General features: G+C 71.0%; 10 protein-coding genes. 5 read left to right on the top strand and 5 right to left on the bottom strand.

All coding sequences use genetic code 11. From position 1 onward, the window contains the following. Window positions 1–94: 94 nt before the first annotated feature. A complete protein-coding gene (locus ABZY12_RS17325; RefSeq protein ID WP_356891035.1) occupies window positions 95–1,405 on the bottom strand; it encodes an extracellular solute-binding protein in 1,311 nt (436 codons plus the stop codon). 245 nt (window positions 1,406–1,650) lie between these two features. Continuing rightward, a complete protein-coding gene (locus ABZY12_RS17320; protein WP_356891033.1) occupies window positions 1,651–2,664 on the bottom strand; it encodes a LacI family DNA-binding transcriptional regulator in 1,014 nt (337 codons plus the stop codon). A 419-nt stretch (window positions 2,665–3,083) separates the two neighbouring features. On the opposite strand from ABZY12_RS17320, the gene ABZY12_RS17315 reads away from it, so the two are divergent. The 5 genes from ABZY12_RS17315 (at window position 3,084) to ABZY12_RS17295 (ending at window position 9,654) form a co-directional block, all read left to right on the top strand. Continuing rightward, complete coding sequence (locus tag ABZY12_RS17315; RefSeq protein ID WP_356891031.1) at window positions 3,084–4,049, top strand: glycoside hydrolase family 6 protein; 966 nt, start codon at window positions 3,084–3,086, stop codon at window positions 4,047–4,049. A gap of 132 nt (window positions 4,050–4,181) precedes the next feature. Then, window positions 4,182–5,456: a glycoside hydrolase family 6 protein gene (locus ABZY12_RS17310; RefSeq protein WP_356891029.1), complete on the top strand. Its 1,275-nt coding sequence runs from the start codon at window positions 4,182–4,184 to the stop codon at window positions 5,454–5,456. Between the two features lie 317 nt (window positions 5,457–5,773). Then, on the top strand, window positions 5,774–5,995 hold the full coding sequence (locus ABZY12_RS17305; protein WP_356891027.1) for a hypothetical protein: 222 nt from the start codon (window positions 5,774–5,776) through the stop codon (window positions 5,993–5,995). A 29-nt stretch (window positions 5,996–6,024) separates the two neighbouring features. Beyond that, the gene (locus ABZY12_RS17300) at window positions 6,025–8,181 is read left to right on the top strand and encodes a glycoside hydrolase family 9 protein (protein ID WP_356891025.1); all 2,157 of its coding nucleotides are present in this window, start codon (window positions 6,025–6,027) and stop codon (window positions 8,179–8,181) included. 123 nt (window positions 8,182–8,304) lie between these two features. Then, the gene (locus ABZY12_RS17295) at window positions 8,305–9,654 is read left to right on the top strand and encodes a jacalin-like lectin (RefSeq protein ID WP_356891023.1); all 1,350 of its coding nucleotides are present in this window, start codon (window positions 8,305–8,307) and stop codon (window positions 9,652–9,654) included. A 240-nt stretch (window positions 9,655–9,894) separates the two neighbouring features. Here the strand turns inward: ABZY12_RS17295 and yicI are convergent, their stop codons facing one another. The 3 genes from yicI to ABZY12_RS17280 are packed head-to-tail and all read right to left on the bottom strand — an operon-like array spanning window position 9,895 to window position 14,581. Continuing rightward, window positions 9,895–12,177: an alpha-xylosidase gene (gene yicI, locus ABZY12_RS17290; RefSeq protein WP_356891021.1), complete on the bottom strand. Its 2,283-nt coding sequence runs from the start codon at window positions 12,175–12,177 to the stop codon at window positions 9,895–9,897. Beyond that, a complete protein-coding gene (locus tag ABZY12_RS17285; RefSeq protein WP_356891019.1) occupies window positions 12,174–13,592 on the bottom strand; it encodes a GH1 family beta-glucosidase in 1,419 nt (472 codons plus the stop codon). The genes yicI and ABZY12_RS17285 overlap by 4 nt, the downstream gene beginning before the upstream one ends. Before the next feature lie 5 nt (window positions 13,593–13,597). Next, window positions 13,598–14,581 (bottom strand): alpha/beta fold hydrolase, encoded by a 984-nt coding sequence (locus ABZY12_RS17280; protein ID WP_356891017.1) that lies wholly within the window; start codon window positions 14,579–14,581, stop codon window positions 13,598–13,600. Window positions 14,582–14,635 lie beyond the last annotated feature (54 nt).

Below are 14,635 nucleotides of genomic sequence, written 5' to 3'. Positions count from 1 at the left end.
GGCCGGTCGCGTCGGTACGGGGAGGGGGCGGCCGGCTCCCCGGTGACCGGCCGCCCCCTCCCCCGCGACGGCGGCCGGGGAGGGGCGGGAAGGGTTACTGGATGGTGCTGTCGATCTGGCGGACGGTGGCGTTCCAGGCCTCCTCAGGGCTCTTGCCGTTCTGCTCCATGAGCAGAACGCCGGTGCCGAAGGCGCCGGTCAGGTCGCCCGCACGCGGGCCGATCTCGGCGGCCTTGATGGCCTTGGCGGCGGTGGAGAAGATCAGGCCGGTGGCGGCGTCGGGGCCGATGTAGGGGTTCTTGTGGTCGACGACGCCCGGCAGGCCGTAGGCGGCCTGGTTGGCGGGGATGTTGCCGACCTTCTGGAAGACCTTCGCCTGCTGCTCGGGTGCGGTGAGCCAGGCCACGAGCTTCTTGGCCTCGTCGACGTGCTTGCCGGAGGCGGGCACGGCCAGGAAGGAGCCGCCCCAGTTGCCGGCGGCCGGAGGCTGGGCGACGTTCCACTTGCCCTTGTTGTCGGGGCCGGAGAACTGCTGGATGTTGGCCTGCTGCCAGGAGGGGCAGACGGTGGTGGCGAAGGTGGACTTGGAGAACGCGGTCTGCCAGGGGGTGTCGAACATCTTCAGGCCCTGGCTGGTATTGCCCTGGACGGCTTTGACGGCCAGGTTCCAGGCGGCCTTGACGCTGGGCGAGTCCTTGTAGGCGAGCTTGCCGTCCTTGTAGTACTGGACGGGGCTGCTGGAGACGACTGCGTTGAACAATCCGCTGGCGCTGTCCATGAAGGAGGTGCCCCGAGGCGCCTTTGCCTGGTACTCCTTGCCCACCTCGACGAACTTCGCCCAGTCGCCCGCCCACAGCTTGCCGACCGCCTCGGGGTCGGAGGGCAGGCCCGCGGCCTTGAACAGGTCCTGGCGGTAGCAGATGGCCATCGGGCCGACGTCGGTGCCCAGTCCGATCGTTCTGCCGTCGGCGGTGGTGGCCTGGTCCCACTTCCACGACAGGTAGTCCTGCTTGTTGACGCCGGGGGCGTCGGACAGGTCGGCGAAGGCGTCGGCGAGGTCCTCGGAGGTGGCCAGGGATATGCGGCTGACCTCGAGGGCCTGGACGTCGTCGAGGCCGCCACCGGACAGCCGGGTCTGCAGGGCGGTCCAGTAGTTGCCCTCGACGGTCGTCGGGTTCTCCTTGATGGTGATCTCGGGGTGCTGCTTCATGTACTCGTCGTACAGACCGGCCTCCTTGTACCCGAAGGTGCCGAAGGTGCCGACGGTCAGGGTGATCTTCCCGTCGGCGGAGGCGGATCCGTTGTCGGAGGACGAGCAGCCGGTGAGAGCGAGCGCGAAGGCCACGGCTGCGGAGACGACTACGGCGGAGCGCGTGCGGACGCGCGGCACGGACAGGCGGGACATGGCATCTCCTCGATGCGTCAACGGGGTTGAGGGGTACGCCGGGCAGAGCCTCGCCTCGTCGGCGGTCGGCGCGGGGGGGCCTTCAAGGGCCGGGGTGAGAACAGATTCCTGGGGGCTTCTTCCCTGGCTGGGAGCGCTCCCAACAGATGCCGTCGGAACGCTGCCGTCCCTCTGATGGCCTGTCAAGGGTGGAGGCCGGGAGGCTCGGGCACTGCTCGCGGGGGTGACCGCAGGGGTGTCTCTCGTCAGGCGCTGGCGCGGGTGACCAGGCGAGTGGGGAGGATCAGCGGGGTGGGGTCCTGTCCGTTGATGAGCGCGACGAGCATGCGCGCCATCTCCCGTCCGAGCCCTTGTATGGGCTGATGAACCGTGGTCAGCGGCGGATCGGCGATCTGGGCCACGGCCAGGTCGTCGAAGCCGATCACGGCCACGTCACCGGGAACCAGCCGGCCGGCCTTGCGCAGCGTACGCAGCGCCCCGGCCCCCATGTTGTCGTTGGCGGCGAACACCCCTTCCAGGCCGGGATGGTTCGCCAGCAAAGCGGCCATGGCGGCGGCTCCGGTGGACTCGGTGAAGTCCCCGACGCCCGGCGGATAGGGATCGAGGCCCGCCGCCAGCATGGCATCCCGGTAGCCGCGGTATCGGGCTCGCCCGACCGCGGTGTCCAGCCGCCCGCAGATCGTGACCACGCGAGTCCGGCCGGCCGAGATCAAATGCTCGGTCGCCTGGCGCGCTCCGCCGACGTTGTCGACATCCACGTACCAACGGGGGTCCAGACCGACCGGGCGACCGCCGAACACGACGGGGATCTCCGCCTCTTCGGCCATGCGGGCCAGCGGATCGTCCTCACGCAGCGCCATCAGCATCACGCCGTCGGCGCCCTTGGACCGAAGAAGCTGCTCCACCCGCGTGCGGCCCCGGTCGGAGGCGGCCAAGCTCAGCATCAGGTGCAGATCGGCGTCTTCCAGGGCGGCCGAGGCCCCCACGATCACCTGGGCGAAGAACGGATCCGCGAAGATCGACGGGTCCTCTCCCGAGATGATCAGGGCGGCCGCCCCGGTCTGACGGGTCGCCAGCGCCCGAGCGGTCGGATTCGGTACGTAGCTGAGCTGATGGACGGCCCGTTCGACCGCCTCGCGTTTGGCTCGGCTGACGTGCGGGGCGTTGTTGAGCACACGGGAGGCCACCGACCGCGAGACACCGGCCAGCTCGGCCACCTCGTGGAGTGTCGACTGCCGGCGTGGCACACCTTCCGTCATGAACCTGCCCTTTTCTCTCGCGACCTGACGGTTGCGTCCCCCGGGCCTCGCCCCCGCCCCGCCCGTCGGGCGACTGTGAACAGGTGGGGAGTCCTCGAGGACCGGAAAACTGGGAGCGCTTCCAGTGCCGAGACTGTAGACCGATCCCGTCGTCGTGGGAAGTGCCGGTCATACAGCGGTACTTGACAGGCCGAGCAGGGCGTCACACGATACCGGCCACCACCCAAGGCATGCGGAGTGCTCGCTGGGATCGCTTCCAATGGGAGCGCTCCCATGAGTCTCCGTACGGCCGAAGTACTGTCGTCCCCGCCGGAGAGCCACCGACACAGGGGGCTCGTACCACCGCACTTCCTCAGCGCGCCGCCTGCTCCGGACGAGAGCGTGCGGCGCATCCGCCGCCAGGAAATCGAGGTACAGTCATGCGCCGCAGATTCCGCGCCCTCGCAGCAGCCTTCTTCGCGCTGCCGCTGGCACTCGCCGTCGCGCCGTCCGCACACGCGGCCGACCCGACCACCATGACCAGCGGGTTCTACGTGGACCCGAACTCCAGCGCGAAGCACTGGGCCGCCGCCAACCCTGGTGACGGCCGGGCGCCCGCTATCAACGCGTCCCTGGCCAACACCCCGATGGCCCGCTGGTTCGGCTCCTGGAGCGGCACCATCGGCACCGCCACGGGTGCGTACGTGGGGGCGGCGGACCGCTGGGACAAGCTGCCCATCCTCGTCGCTTACAACATCTACCACCGCGACTACTGCGGCGGTCACTCCGGAGGCGGCGCCGCCTCACCGTCCGCCTACGCGAGCTGGATCGCGCAGTTCGCCGGCGGGATCGCCAACCGCCCGGCCGTCGTCATCCTGGAGCCGGACGCCATCGCGGACTACGGCTGCATGAACCAGGCCCAGATCCAGGAACGCCAGGGCATGATCAGTGGCGCCCTCGCCGAGTTCAACCGCCAGGCGCCCAACACCTGGGTCTATCTCGACGCCGGCAACCCCGGCTGGGTGAGCCCGGCGACGATGGCCCAGCGCCTCCACGAAGCAGGCCTCCGGCAGGCCCACGGCTTCTCCCTCAACGTCTCCAACTACTACACCACCGCCCAGAACACCGCCTACGGCAACGCCGTCAACAGCGAACTGGGCGCCCGCTACGGCTACACCAAGCCGTTCGTCGTCGACACCAGCCGGAACGGCAACGGCTCCAACGGCGAGTGGTGCAACGCAGCGGGTCGCCGCATCGGCACCCCCACCCAGCTGGGAGGCGGCGCCGAGATGCTCCTGTGGATCAAGGCCCCGGGCGAGTCCGACGGCAACTGCGGCGTCGGAGCGGGCTCCTCGGCCGGACAGTTCCTCCCCGAAGTCGCCTACAAGATGATCTACGGCTACTGACCCCCGACTCCTGTGGCCCGGCACCTCCCCGCTCCCGCGACCGGGCCACAGGGACCATCCGCCATGCCGCGACCGGGCCGGCCCTCGCGCCGGACGCTCCACTCCTCACCCATCCGTCGACCAGGAGCATTCATGAAGCCACGCAGCCTACGGCGCCGTGCGACCGCCGCCATCGCGGCGCTCACCGCCTGCGCCGCCCTCACCGCGACCCAGGCGCAGGCCGCGCCCGCGCAGGACGGGATCACCCCGGCCACGAAGTTCTACGTGGATCCGCAGAGCAAGGCCGCCAAGCAGGCTCTCGTCGACTTCAGGAACGGCGACTTCGCGAACGCCACGAACATGGCCAAGCTCGCGAGCTGGCCGCAGGCCGAGTGGTTCACCGAGGGCACACCCGGCGAGGTGCGCGTGAAGGTGAACAAGCTCGTCCGCAAGGCCCGGGCGGTCGACCGGACCCCCATCCTGGTCGCCTACAACGTACCCGGCCGGGACTGCACGCAGTACTCCAGCGGCGGAGCCGCGTCCTCCGCCGCCTACCGCCAGTGGATCGACGCCTTCGCCGCCGGGATCGGCGACAGCAAGGCGGTGGTCGTGGTCGAGCCCGACGGCCTGGCCCTCCTCCCCAGGGACTGCGGGCCCACCGTGGACCCGACCGGCGAACTCACGGCCACCCGCATCGCCGACCTCGAATACGCCGTCAAGACCCTCAAGGCCCGGCCCCGCGCCACGGTCTACCTCGACGCGGGCAACGTACTGTGGCGGCCCGTCGGCGACATGGCGCAGCGGCTGCTGGACGCCGGGGTCAGGTACAGCGACGGCTTCGCCCTCAACGTGTCCAACACCCACCCCACCGACCACAACGCCAGGTACGGCACCTGGATGGCCAAGTGCATGTGGTTCGCCACCGAGGGACCCGAGTACGCACGCGGCCACGCCGACTGGTGTGCCACTCAGTACTACTCGCCCGCCGCGCCCAACGACGGGGCCCCCGGCAACGCGGTCGACTCCGCCGACCCCACCACCTGGCGCTGGACCGACGCCTGGTTCGACCAGAACGTGGGCACCCCACCGAACGACGGGCTGCACCACTTCGTCATCGACACCAGCCGCAACGGTCTGGGCGCCTGGACGCCGGAGCCCGGCAAGTACACCGGAGACCCGGAGATCTGGTGCAACGCGCCCGGCCGTGGCCTCGGCCCGCGCCCGACCGCCGACACCGGCGTCCCGCTCGTCGACGCCTACCTGTGGATCAAGATCCCCGGCGAGTCCGACGGCAGTTGCACGCGTAACACCGGCGGCACCATCGACCCCGAGTACGGCATCGTCGACCCGCCCGCCGGCACCTGGTGGCCCGACCAGGCCCACACGCTGGCCCGCAACGCAGCACCGCGACTGACGTTCAACCGCTGAGCGCCGTCCGGCCCCGTCCACGTCCGGCCACGAGGCACTCACTCGTGGCCGGGCGCCTCCGACCGCCCGAGCCGCGCGGCTGCCCCCGGGGTACCCGGCAGCGGCTCGGGTCGGACGAGCAGCACCGGGCAGGGGGCGTGGCGGCGAATCGACCAGGTGGCCGACTTCGCGCCACTGCGGGTTGAGCCCGTTGACGGTGATGGCGGGCGTCACTAATCTGCGCTCCAGATCTCCGACTTGTCGACCGCTGTTCGAGATTTCGTAGAATGGGAGCGCTCCCAGAAAGAATCGCGAAAGCAAAGGAGGGCCGAATTGACATGAACACCACATTCGGGCAGGACGAGCGAAGGTCCTGCAGGTCGACCGCTGCGCTCGCCGCAGTGGCCGCCCTGCCGTCCGCGCTCCTGACCGGACTTGGCGTCGCTGGGTCGGCGCAGGCGGCCACCGTGGATACGAACGGCTGGTACGCGCTGGTCAACCGGGGCAGCGGCAAGGCGCTCGACGTGTCGGGAGGGAGTGCGACCAACTCCACCTGCTGATCACCCACATCCACACACAGGAGCCGCTCATGCCCCGCACCTCGTCGTTACGCCGCCCCCCACGACTCTCCACCGCCCTGCTGACCGGGGCGCTCCTCCTCGGCGGCCTCATGACCGCACCGGCCGCCGCGGACGTCCCCGCCACCGCGGCGGCGACCACGGCCGTGCGCGTCAACCAGGTCGGCTACCTGCCGGACGGACCCAAGCGCGCCACCGTCGTCACCACGGCGACGCAGTCGCTCACCTGGCAGCTGCGCAACGCGTCCGGGACGGTGATCGCCTCCGGCTCGACCGTCCCGCGCGGCGCGGACACCCCCTCGGGACAGTCCGTCCACGTCGCCGACTTCTCCTCCCACCGGGTGGCGGGCTCCGGTTACGTCCTGGCGGTGGACGGCAGCAGCAGCGCGCCGTTCGACGTCCGCGCGGATCTCTACGACTCGCTGCGGTCCGACTCCATGGCGTTCTTCCACCACCAGCGCAGCGGCATCGCCATCGACGCCTCCCTGGTGGGCTCCGCGTACGCGCGCCCGGCCGGACACCTCGGCGTCGCGCCGAACAAGGGCGACATCTCCGTCCCCTGCCAGGCCACCGTGTGCGACTACACGCAGGACGTCAGGGGCGGCTGGTACGACGCCGGCGACCACGGCAAGTACGTGGTGAACGGCGGCATTTCGACCTGGCTGGTCGTCAACTCCTTCGAGCGGGCCAAGCGAGCCGGGAAGGACGCCGCGCTCGGCGACTCGACCCTTCGCGTCCCCGAGCGCGGCAACGGAACGCCGGACGTTCTGGACGAGGCGCGGTGGGAGCTCGACTTCCTGATGCGCATGCAGGTGCCCGAGGGCAAGCCATACGCGGGCATGGCGTTCCACAAGATCCATGACGCGGCCTGGACCGGCATGCCGACCCACCCGGAACAGGACGCCCAGCCTCGCGAGCTGCACCGCCCGTCCACGGCGGCGACCCTCAACCTCGCGGCGGCCGCCGCGCAGTGCGCCCGAGTCTTCCGGCCGTACGACGCCGCGTACGCCGACCGCTGCCTGTCGGCCGCCCGCCGGGCCTGGTCGGCGGCGCAGGCCAATCCAGCGGTGTACGCGCCGGAGTCGGACAGCACGGGCGGCGGGGCGTACGGGGACACCCGGGTCACCGACGAGTTCTACTGGGCGGCGGCCGAGTTGTACGCGGCGACCGGTGAGAATGCCTATCGGGACGCGGTCACGTCCTCGTCCTGGCACACCTCCGCCGACGCCTTCAGCCCCTACGGTTTCGGCTGGGCGGACACGGCCGCGCTCGGCCGGCTCGTCCTGGCCACGGTCCCGAACGGGCTGCCCGCCTCCGACGTCGCCCGCGTCCGGGCCTCGGTGACCGCGGCGGCCGACGGCTACCTGTCCCGGATGGCCGCCCAGGGCTACGCGGTGCCCGTCCCGGCCGACGGGTACTTCTGGGGCTCGAACGGCGAGGTCGCCAACGACGCGGTCGTCATGGCCGTGGCCGGTGAGCTGACGGGCGACGGGCGCTACCGCGCAGGAGCGTTGGAGACGATGGACTACCTGCTGGGCCGCAACGCCCTCGGCCTGTCGTACGTGACCGGCTACGGTGAGACGTCCTCGCAGAACCAGCACCACCGTTTCTGGGCCCACCAGTTGGACGCCTCCCTGCCCCGCCCGCCGGCCGGGTCGCTCGCGGGCGGTCCCAACAGCGGGCTCCAGGACCCGGTGGCGCAGGAGAAGCTGACCGGCTGCGCACCGGCCGCCTGCTACATCGACCACATCGACTCGTACTCGACCAACGAGGTGGCGGTCAACTGGAACGCCCCGCTGGCCTGGCTCGCCGCGTACGCCGCCGAGCGGACCTCCACCGGCGAGCAGCCCACGGCGGCCTGCGCCGTGACCTACAAGGTCGACAGCGCCTGGAGCACCGGCTTCACCGCGACCGTCACCGTCAGGAACACCGGCCCCACGGCCGTGGACGGCTGGCAGCTGGCCTGGTCCTACCCTGGCGGCCAGCGCGTCACGAGCGCCTGGAACGCGACCGTCACCCAGAGCGGCACCGCCGTCAGCGCCCGCAACGCCGACTGGAACCGGACGATCGCCCCCGGTGCGACCACGAGTTTCGGAGTCCAGGGAACGTACAGCGGGACCAACCCCTCCCCCACGGCCTTCACGCTCAACGGGAGCGCCTGCGCCTGACCGGCTCGGCGTACCCCACGGTGGCCCGGCTCGCCGCGCGAGAGCGGCGGGCCGGGCCCTCGCGATCCACCTCGCACTCCACGTGTTCCCACCGGCTTCGACGCACCCACAGGAGACACCCCCATGCGCAGACTCCTCGCCTGCCTGACCGCGGCGACGGCCGCTCTCGCAGGGCTCACCGTCGCGGCGCCGACGGCGTCCGCGACGACGACCGCCGACTCGGGCACCTTCAGCGTGCTCACCTACAACGTGGCCGGCCTGCCCGAGAGCATCTCCAGCGCACCGACACCCCGTGAGCCGGCCACGACGGAGATCGGTCGGCGGATCGCGCCGTACGACATCGTCCACGTCCAGGAGGACTTCAACTACCACGCCCGCCTGTACGCCGCCGACACCGCCCACCCCTACCGCACCCCCACCAGCGGCGGGGCAGGCATCGGCAGCGGACTCAACACCCTGTCGAAGACCCCTTACGACGAGGACGACTTCGAGCGGGTGCGCTGGAGGTCGTGCCAGTACGATTCGGGTGACTGCCTGACCCCCAAGGGCTTCACCTTCATGCGGGAGCGCCTCGCCGAGGGCGTGTACGTGGACTTCTACAACCTCCACACCAACGCGGGGACGAGCGCCGGGGACCTGGCGTCCCGCGCCGACAACCTGAACCAGCTCACGACCTTCATCCGGACCCACTCGGCGGGCAACGCGGTCGTCGTCATGGGCGACACCAACACCCGCTACACCCGCACCGGCGACACCATCGCCGAGTTCGCCGCCGCCAACGGCCTCACCGACGCCTGGGTCGAGCTGGTCCGCGGCGGCACCCCGCCCGCCAAGGGCAGCGACCCCCTGCTCTGCGACCAATCCGGGCCGACGGTGCCCAACACCTGCGAGGTCGTGGACAAGGTCCTCTACCGCGGCAGCACGCTCGTCTCCCTGAACGCCACGTCCTACGACAACGAGCACGCAGGGTTCCTCACCGGCGACGGGCTCATGCTCTCCGACCACGACCCGATCACCGCGGGCTTCTCCTGGTCGCGCAACCCGGACTTCCGGCTGAGCGACCAGTTCGGCGGACCGCACGGCGACTACTTCAACGACATCGACGACATCCCCGCCGGCGCTCGCGCCACCACCATCACCCTGCGCGCCGGCTCCCGCGTCGACCGCATCAGCATCACCCTGGACAACGGCACGACCCTCGCCCACGGCGGCACCGGTGGCACCGCCGCCTCCCTCACACTCGGCAGCGGTGAGTACGTCGCCACCGCGTATTTGTGCCGAGCCCGGAAGGACAGCCACACGCGGATCTTCCACGCCAGGTTCACGACGAACCTCGGCCGCACTCTGTCCGGCGGCACGCCGACCTCCGACTGCGTCACCCACACCGCCCCTCCGGGCCGGCAGATCACCGGCTTCCACGGCCGCTCGGGCGACGAGGTCGACAAGATCGGCTTCATCCAGACCCTGAACTGACGCCTGCGCCGGCGAGCTGACAGCACGGCCCCGGTCAGTTGCCGGTAGCGCCGGGCCACGTCGTCGAGTCCGGGCCCGGCCAGAGCGGCCTATCGCGGAGCGCCTCCCAGGCCGGGAAACAGAGCTTGGGCGTGCTCGGGGTCCGGTGAGACGAAGACTCCTTCCGCCGCCACCAGGACCGCGGAGCGGTCGTCTTCGGTGGTGATCGAACCAGTCACGTACACACCGTCCGTCCCCGGTTCAGGCCGGGTACGGGAGGTCCGCCTCCAGGGTGCCGGCGGGCTGGGCATGGGCGGTGCCGTCCGGGCCGCCGACCCGCAGCTGCCACGGGTGCCGGCTGTCGGTGGTCACGTTGAGCCGGTCGCCTTGGCGGCGCAGGTGGAAGTGGGCCGCCTCGCCGGGGCCGTCGGTGCGCGGGATCACGACGGTGCGCTCGGCGCCGTCGGCGAAGGCGTGCACCCGCAGCTCGACTCCGTCCGCCCAGGCGGAGACGGGGCGCTGGTCGTCGGCGCCGAGCGGGATGACGGAGTCGGGGCGGGCAAGCAGCGGCAGGGTGTGGAAGTCGTGCTGCTCGCGGACCCAGCGAGGACCATCGATCCGAGCACCGCTCAGGACGTTCGTCCACGTTCCTTCGGGCACGTAGTACTCGACCGTGCCGTCGTCGGTGAAGACCGGGGCGACGAGCAGGTCGTCGCCGAGCATGTACTGCCGGTCGAGCGCGCCGACGGCGGGGTCGTCGGGGAACTCGAGGACCATGGCCCGCATGACGGGAATGCCCGTGGCGTGCGCCTGTTGGGCGGCGCGCTGGAGGTAGGGGGCGAGGCGGTGCTTGAGCAGGGTGAACTCGCGGGTGACCTCGACGGCCTCCTCCCCGTAGTCCCACGGGACGCGGTAGGACTTGCTGCCGTGCAGGCGGCTGTGTGAGGAGAGGAGACCGAACTGCACCCAGCGCTTGAAGACGGCAGGGGTCGGAGTGCCCTCGAAGCCGCCGATGTCGTGGCTCCAGAAACCGAAGCCGGACAGGCCGAGGGAGAGCCCGCCACGCAGCGATTCCGCCATGGCGTTGAAGTGCGACTCGCAGTCGCCGCCCCAGTGCACCGGGTACTGCTGGCCGCCCGCGGTGGCGGAGCGGGCGAACACCAGCGCCTCGCCCTCCCCTCGTACGTCGCGCAGCAGCTCGAAGACGGCCCGGTTGTAGAGGTGGGTGTAGTAGTTGTGCATCCGCTCCGGGTCGGAACCGTCGTGCCAGACCGCGTCGGTGGGGATGCGCTCGCCGAAGTCGGTCTTGAAGCAGTCCACTCCCTGGTCGAGGAGGTCGCGCAGCTTTCCGATGTACCAGTCGCGGGCGGCGGGGTTGGTGAAGTCCACCAGCGCCATGCCGGGCTGCCACAGGTCCCACTGCCATACGCTGCCGTCCGGGCGCCGCACCAGGTGTCCCTGGCGCATGCCCTCCTCGAACATCGCCGACTTCTGCGCGATGTACGGGTTGATCCAAGCGCTGATCCGCAGGCCCTGCTGTTTGAGCCGGGCCAGCATGCCGGCCGGATCGGGGAAGGTGGCGGAGTCCCACTCGAAGTCGCACCACTGGTACTCGCGCATCCAGAAGCAGTCGAGGTGGAACACGCTCAGGGGGATGCCGCGCTCGGCCATGCCACCCACGAAGCGGTTGACGGTGGCCTCGTCGTAGTCGGTGGTGAAGGAGGTGGTCAGCCACAGCCCGAGTGCCCACGCCGGGGGCAGGGCGGGGCGGCCGGTGAGCGCCGTGTAGCGCTCCAGGATCTGCTTGGGGGTCGGGCCGTGGACGACGAAGTACTCCAGCGACTGGTCCTCGACGCTGAACTGCACCTGGCCGACCGCTTCGGAGCCGACCTCGTAGCTGACCTTGCCGGGGTGGTTGACGAAGACGCCGTAGCCCTGATTGGTCAGGTGGAAGGGGACGTTCTTGTAGGCCTGTTCGCTGCTGGTGCCACCGTCGGCCTGCCAGATGTCCACCGTCTGGCCGTTCCTGACGAACGGGGTGAACCGCTCCCCCAGTCCGTAGACCAACTCACCCACGCCCAGGGAGAGTTGTCCGAGCATGAAGTGTCGCCCCTCGGCGTCGGTGACGAATCCGGTGCCGCGCTCGCCCACGGAGGTCAGCACCCGCCCGCCGGCGGTGAACTCGAGGCGCCACGGCTCGGCCGTGTCCACCCGCAAGGTCAGGTCACCGGCGCCGAGCTCGACGATCCCGCCGTCCCGGCGCACCTTTCCGGCGCCCTGCTCCGTGCCGGGCAGCGCGAACTCCGGCCCCCGCCGCACCGAGCCGGCGTGGTGGGTGGTGCGCACCCCGATCACGCCCTCGGCCGGCGACCAGCACTCGACGGTGAGCAACGGGCTGTTGAGCGTGTCGCCGCGGCCGCGCACGTGCTTCACCGGTGCGTAGAGCGTCATCCGCTGATCGTCGGCCCGGACGTCCGCGACCTCGGCGGCGTAGCGCGCGGTGACACCTGGACGCATCAGCCAGTAGCCGTCGGTGAACTTCATCGGGTCGTTTCCTCCGTCCGCGCACGGTGCGCGGTGATCATGCCCTGGTACCAGTGGTAGCTGTCCTTGGGCGTGCGGTTCAGGGTGTCGTAGTCGATGTGGACCAGGCCGAAGCGCTGGTCGTAGCCGCGTGCCCACTCGAAGTTGTCGAGCAGCGACCAGGCGTAGTAGCCGCGTACGTCCACCCCGGCGGCGATGGCGTCGGCGACGGCGGCGAGGTGGTCGGCCAGGTAGTCGACGCGCGCGATGTCGTGGACCTGGCCGTCGGGGCCGGGGGTGTCGGCCTCGGCGGAGCCGTTCTCGGTGATCCAGACCGGCGGAAGCCGCGGGTGGCGGGCGTGGAGTTCGCGGAGCAGCTCGGTGAGTGCTGCCGGGACGACGGGCCATCCCATGGTGGTGTGCCGGGTCCCGTACGGGTCCAGCTCGCTGACGCCGATGTCGACGGCGGTGCGGGCTTCGGGGTCGTCCGTACGGTGGGGTGCGGCGGCGACCGTGATCGGGCGGTAGAAGTTGATGCCGAGGAAGTCCAGCGGGGCGCCGATCAGTTCCAGGTCGCCGGGCCGCCGCCAGGGACCGTCGGCGAGGCCGTTCCAGGTCTCGGCCTCGTGCGCGGGGTAGCGTCCGGCGAGGAGCGGCTCGGTCCAGACCTCGTTGTGGAGGACCTCGGCTCGGCGCAGGGCGGCGAGGTCCTCGGGGCGGTGGGAGGCGGCGTGGACGCGGTCGAGATTGAGGGTGATCCCGATCTCCTGTGCGCCCGCGGCGCGCAGCTCCCGTACGGCGAGGCCGTGGGCGACCAGCAGGTGGTGTGCGGCCGCCAGTGCGCCGCGGCCTTCCTCGGCACCGGGCGCGTGCCGGCCTTCGGCGTAACCCACGAAGGCGGAGCAGTACGGCTCGTTGAGGGTGATCCAGCGTTCCACCCGGTCCCCGTAGCGCCCGGCCGCGAGGGCCGCGTAGTCGGCGAACGCCTCGGCGGTCTCCCGGGCGCGCCAGCCGCCGCGGTCCTCCAGGGCCTGGGGCAGATCCCAGTGGTAGAGGGTGACGGCGGGCGCGACACCGGCGGCCAGCAGCTCGTCGATCAGCCGGTCGTAGAAGTCCAGGCCCTTGGCGTTGACCGGACCGGTGCCCTTGGGCAGCAGGCGGGGCCAGGCGATCGAGAACCGGTATCCGTCGACACCGAGTCCGCGCAGCAGGGCGATGTCCTCGCGGTAGCGGTGGTAGTGGTCGCAGGCGGTGTCGCCAGTGGCGCCGCCGAGGGTGCGGCCTGGGGTGTGACTGAAGGTGTCCCAGATGGACGGGCCTCGGCCGTCCTCGTCGTGGGCGCCCTCGATCTGGTACGCGGCGGTGGCGGCACCGAAACGGAACCCGGCGGGCAGGTCGGGGAACGGGCGAACGGCGGGCCCGGACGCGTCGGACACGGCGGTCAGAGCTCCGGCGCCAGGCCGCGCTCGCGAAGCCAGGCCAGTTGGACCGGCGGGTTGGAGCCGTAGCCGCCGCCGTGGTCCGCGAACGGCCATATGGTCATGGTGCGGTCCTCGCCCGCGTAGTGGTTGTAGGCGGCGTAGACGGTGGAGGGCGGGCAGATCGGGTCCATCAGGCCCACGCTGAACAGCGCCGGCGCGGCGGCCCGCTGAGCGAAGTGGACGCCGTCGAAGTAGTCGAGGGTGCTGAGGGTCGGCTCCACCCGGTGGCGGCTGTGCCAGCGCAGGTACTTGGCGATCTCCTGGTACGGCCCCTCCCCGCTGATCTGTACGGCGCGGCGGAAGTGGCACAGGTACGGCACGTCCGGCATCACCGCCGCCACGCGGTCCCCGGCGAGACCCGCGACGGCGAGAGCCAGGCCGCCGCCCTGGCTGCCTCCTGCCACCACGACCCGGTCGGCGTCGAGCCCGGGCAGCTGCGCAACCGCGTCCACGGCACGCACGCAGTCGGTGATCAGGCGCCGGTAGTAGTAGTGATCGGGCGAGTCGATGCCACGCGTCATGAAGCCCTCGACCCACTGCGTGCCGTCGCCCGTGCCCCGGTCGGGCGTGTCGTGGCCCTGACCACGGCTGTCCACGACGAGCTGGGCGTAGCCGGCGGCGGACCAGAACAGGTGGTCGGTGGGGAGCCCGCGACCACCGCAGTAGCCGATGTAGGTGACGACGACCGGCAGCGGCCCGTCCGCGTCGCGCGGGCGCAGCAGCCAGGCGGCCACCGGCTCGCCGTCCCAGCCGGGGAAGCGCACGTCGTCGACGTCGACGGTGCGCAGCAGGTGCCGGGAGGTGACCCGTTCGGCCTTGATCGCGCCGTCGAGCGACCGGGCTTCGGCGAGAGTTCGTTCCCAGAACGCGTCGAAGTCGTTCGGGGCAGACAACTCCGGGTGGTAGCCGACGAGCCCGTCGAGGTCGAAGTCTGTGAGCGGCATGGGGCTTCCTCCGTGGGAGAGATGAGGGTGACGCGGCGACGGAGCTCGAGTGAC

It is taken from the genome of Streptomyces sp. NPDC006551 (genome assembly GCF_040611675.1).
GTDB lineage: Bacteria > Actinomycetota > Actinomycetes > Streptomycetales > Streptomycetaceae > Streptomyces.
Note: the sequence above shows the minus strand (reverse complement) of the source record. Positions and strands in the feature narration are given on the sequence as shown.

Bases quoted from the DNA above. Each gene is read 5' to 3' on its own strand.
- ABZY12_RS17325 (WP_356891035.1), bottom strand. From the start codon at position 1,405: ATGTCCCGCCTGTCCGTGCCGCGCGTCCGCACGCGCTCCGCCGTAGTC.
- ABZY12_RS17320 (WP_356891033.1), bottom strand. From the start codon at position 2,664: ATGACGGAAGGTGTGCCACGCCGGCAGTCGACACTCCACGAGGTGGCC.
- ABZY12_RS17315 (WP_356891031.1), top strand. From the start codon at position 3,084: ATGCGCCGCAGATTCCGCGCCCTCGCAGCAGCCTTCTTCGCGCTGCCG.
- ABZY12_RS17310 (WP_356891029.1), top strand. From the start codon at position 4,182: ATGAAGCCACGCAGCCTACGGCGCCGTGCGACCGCCGCCATCGCGGCG.
- ABZY12_RS17305 (WP_356891027.1), top strand. From the start codon at position 5,774: ATGAACACCACATTCGGGCAGGACGAGCGAAGGTCCTGCAGGTCGACC.
- ABZY12_RS17300 (WP_356891025.1), top strand. From the start codon at position 6,025: ATGCCCCGCACCTCGTCGTTACGCCGCCCCCCACGACTCTCCACCGCC.
- ABZY12_RS17295 (WP_356891023.1), top strand. From the start codon at position 8,305: ATGCGCAGACTCCTCGCCTGCCTGACCGCGGCGACGGCCGCTCTCGCA.
- yicI (WP_356891021.1), bottom strand. From the start codon at position 12,177: ATGAAGTTCACCGACGGCTACTGGCTGATGCGTCCAGGTGTCACCGCG.
- ABZY12_RS17280 (WP_356891017.1), bottom strand. From the start codon at position 14,581: ATGCCGCTCACAGACTTCGACCTCGACGGGCTCGTCGGCTACCACCCG.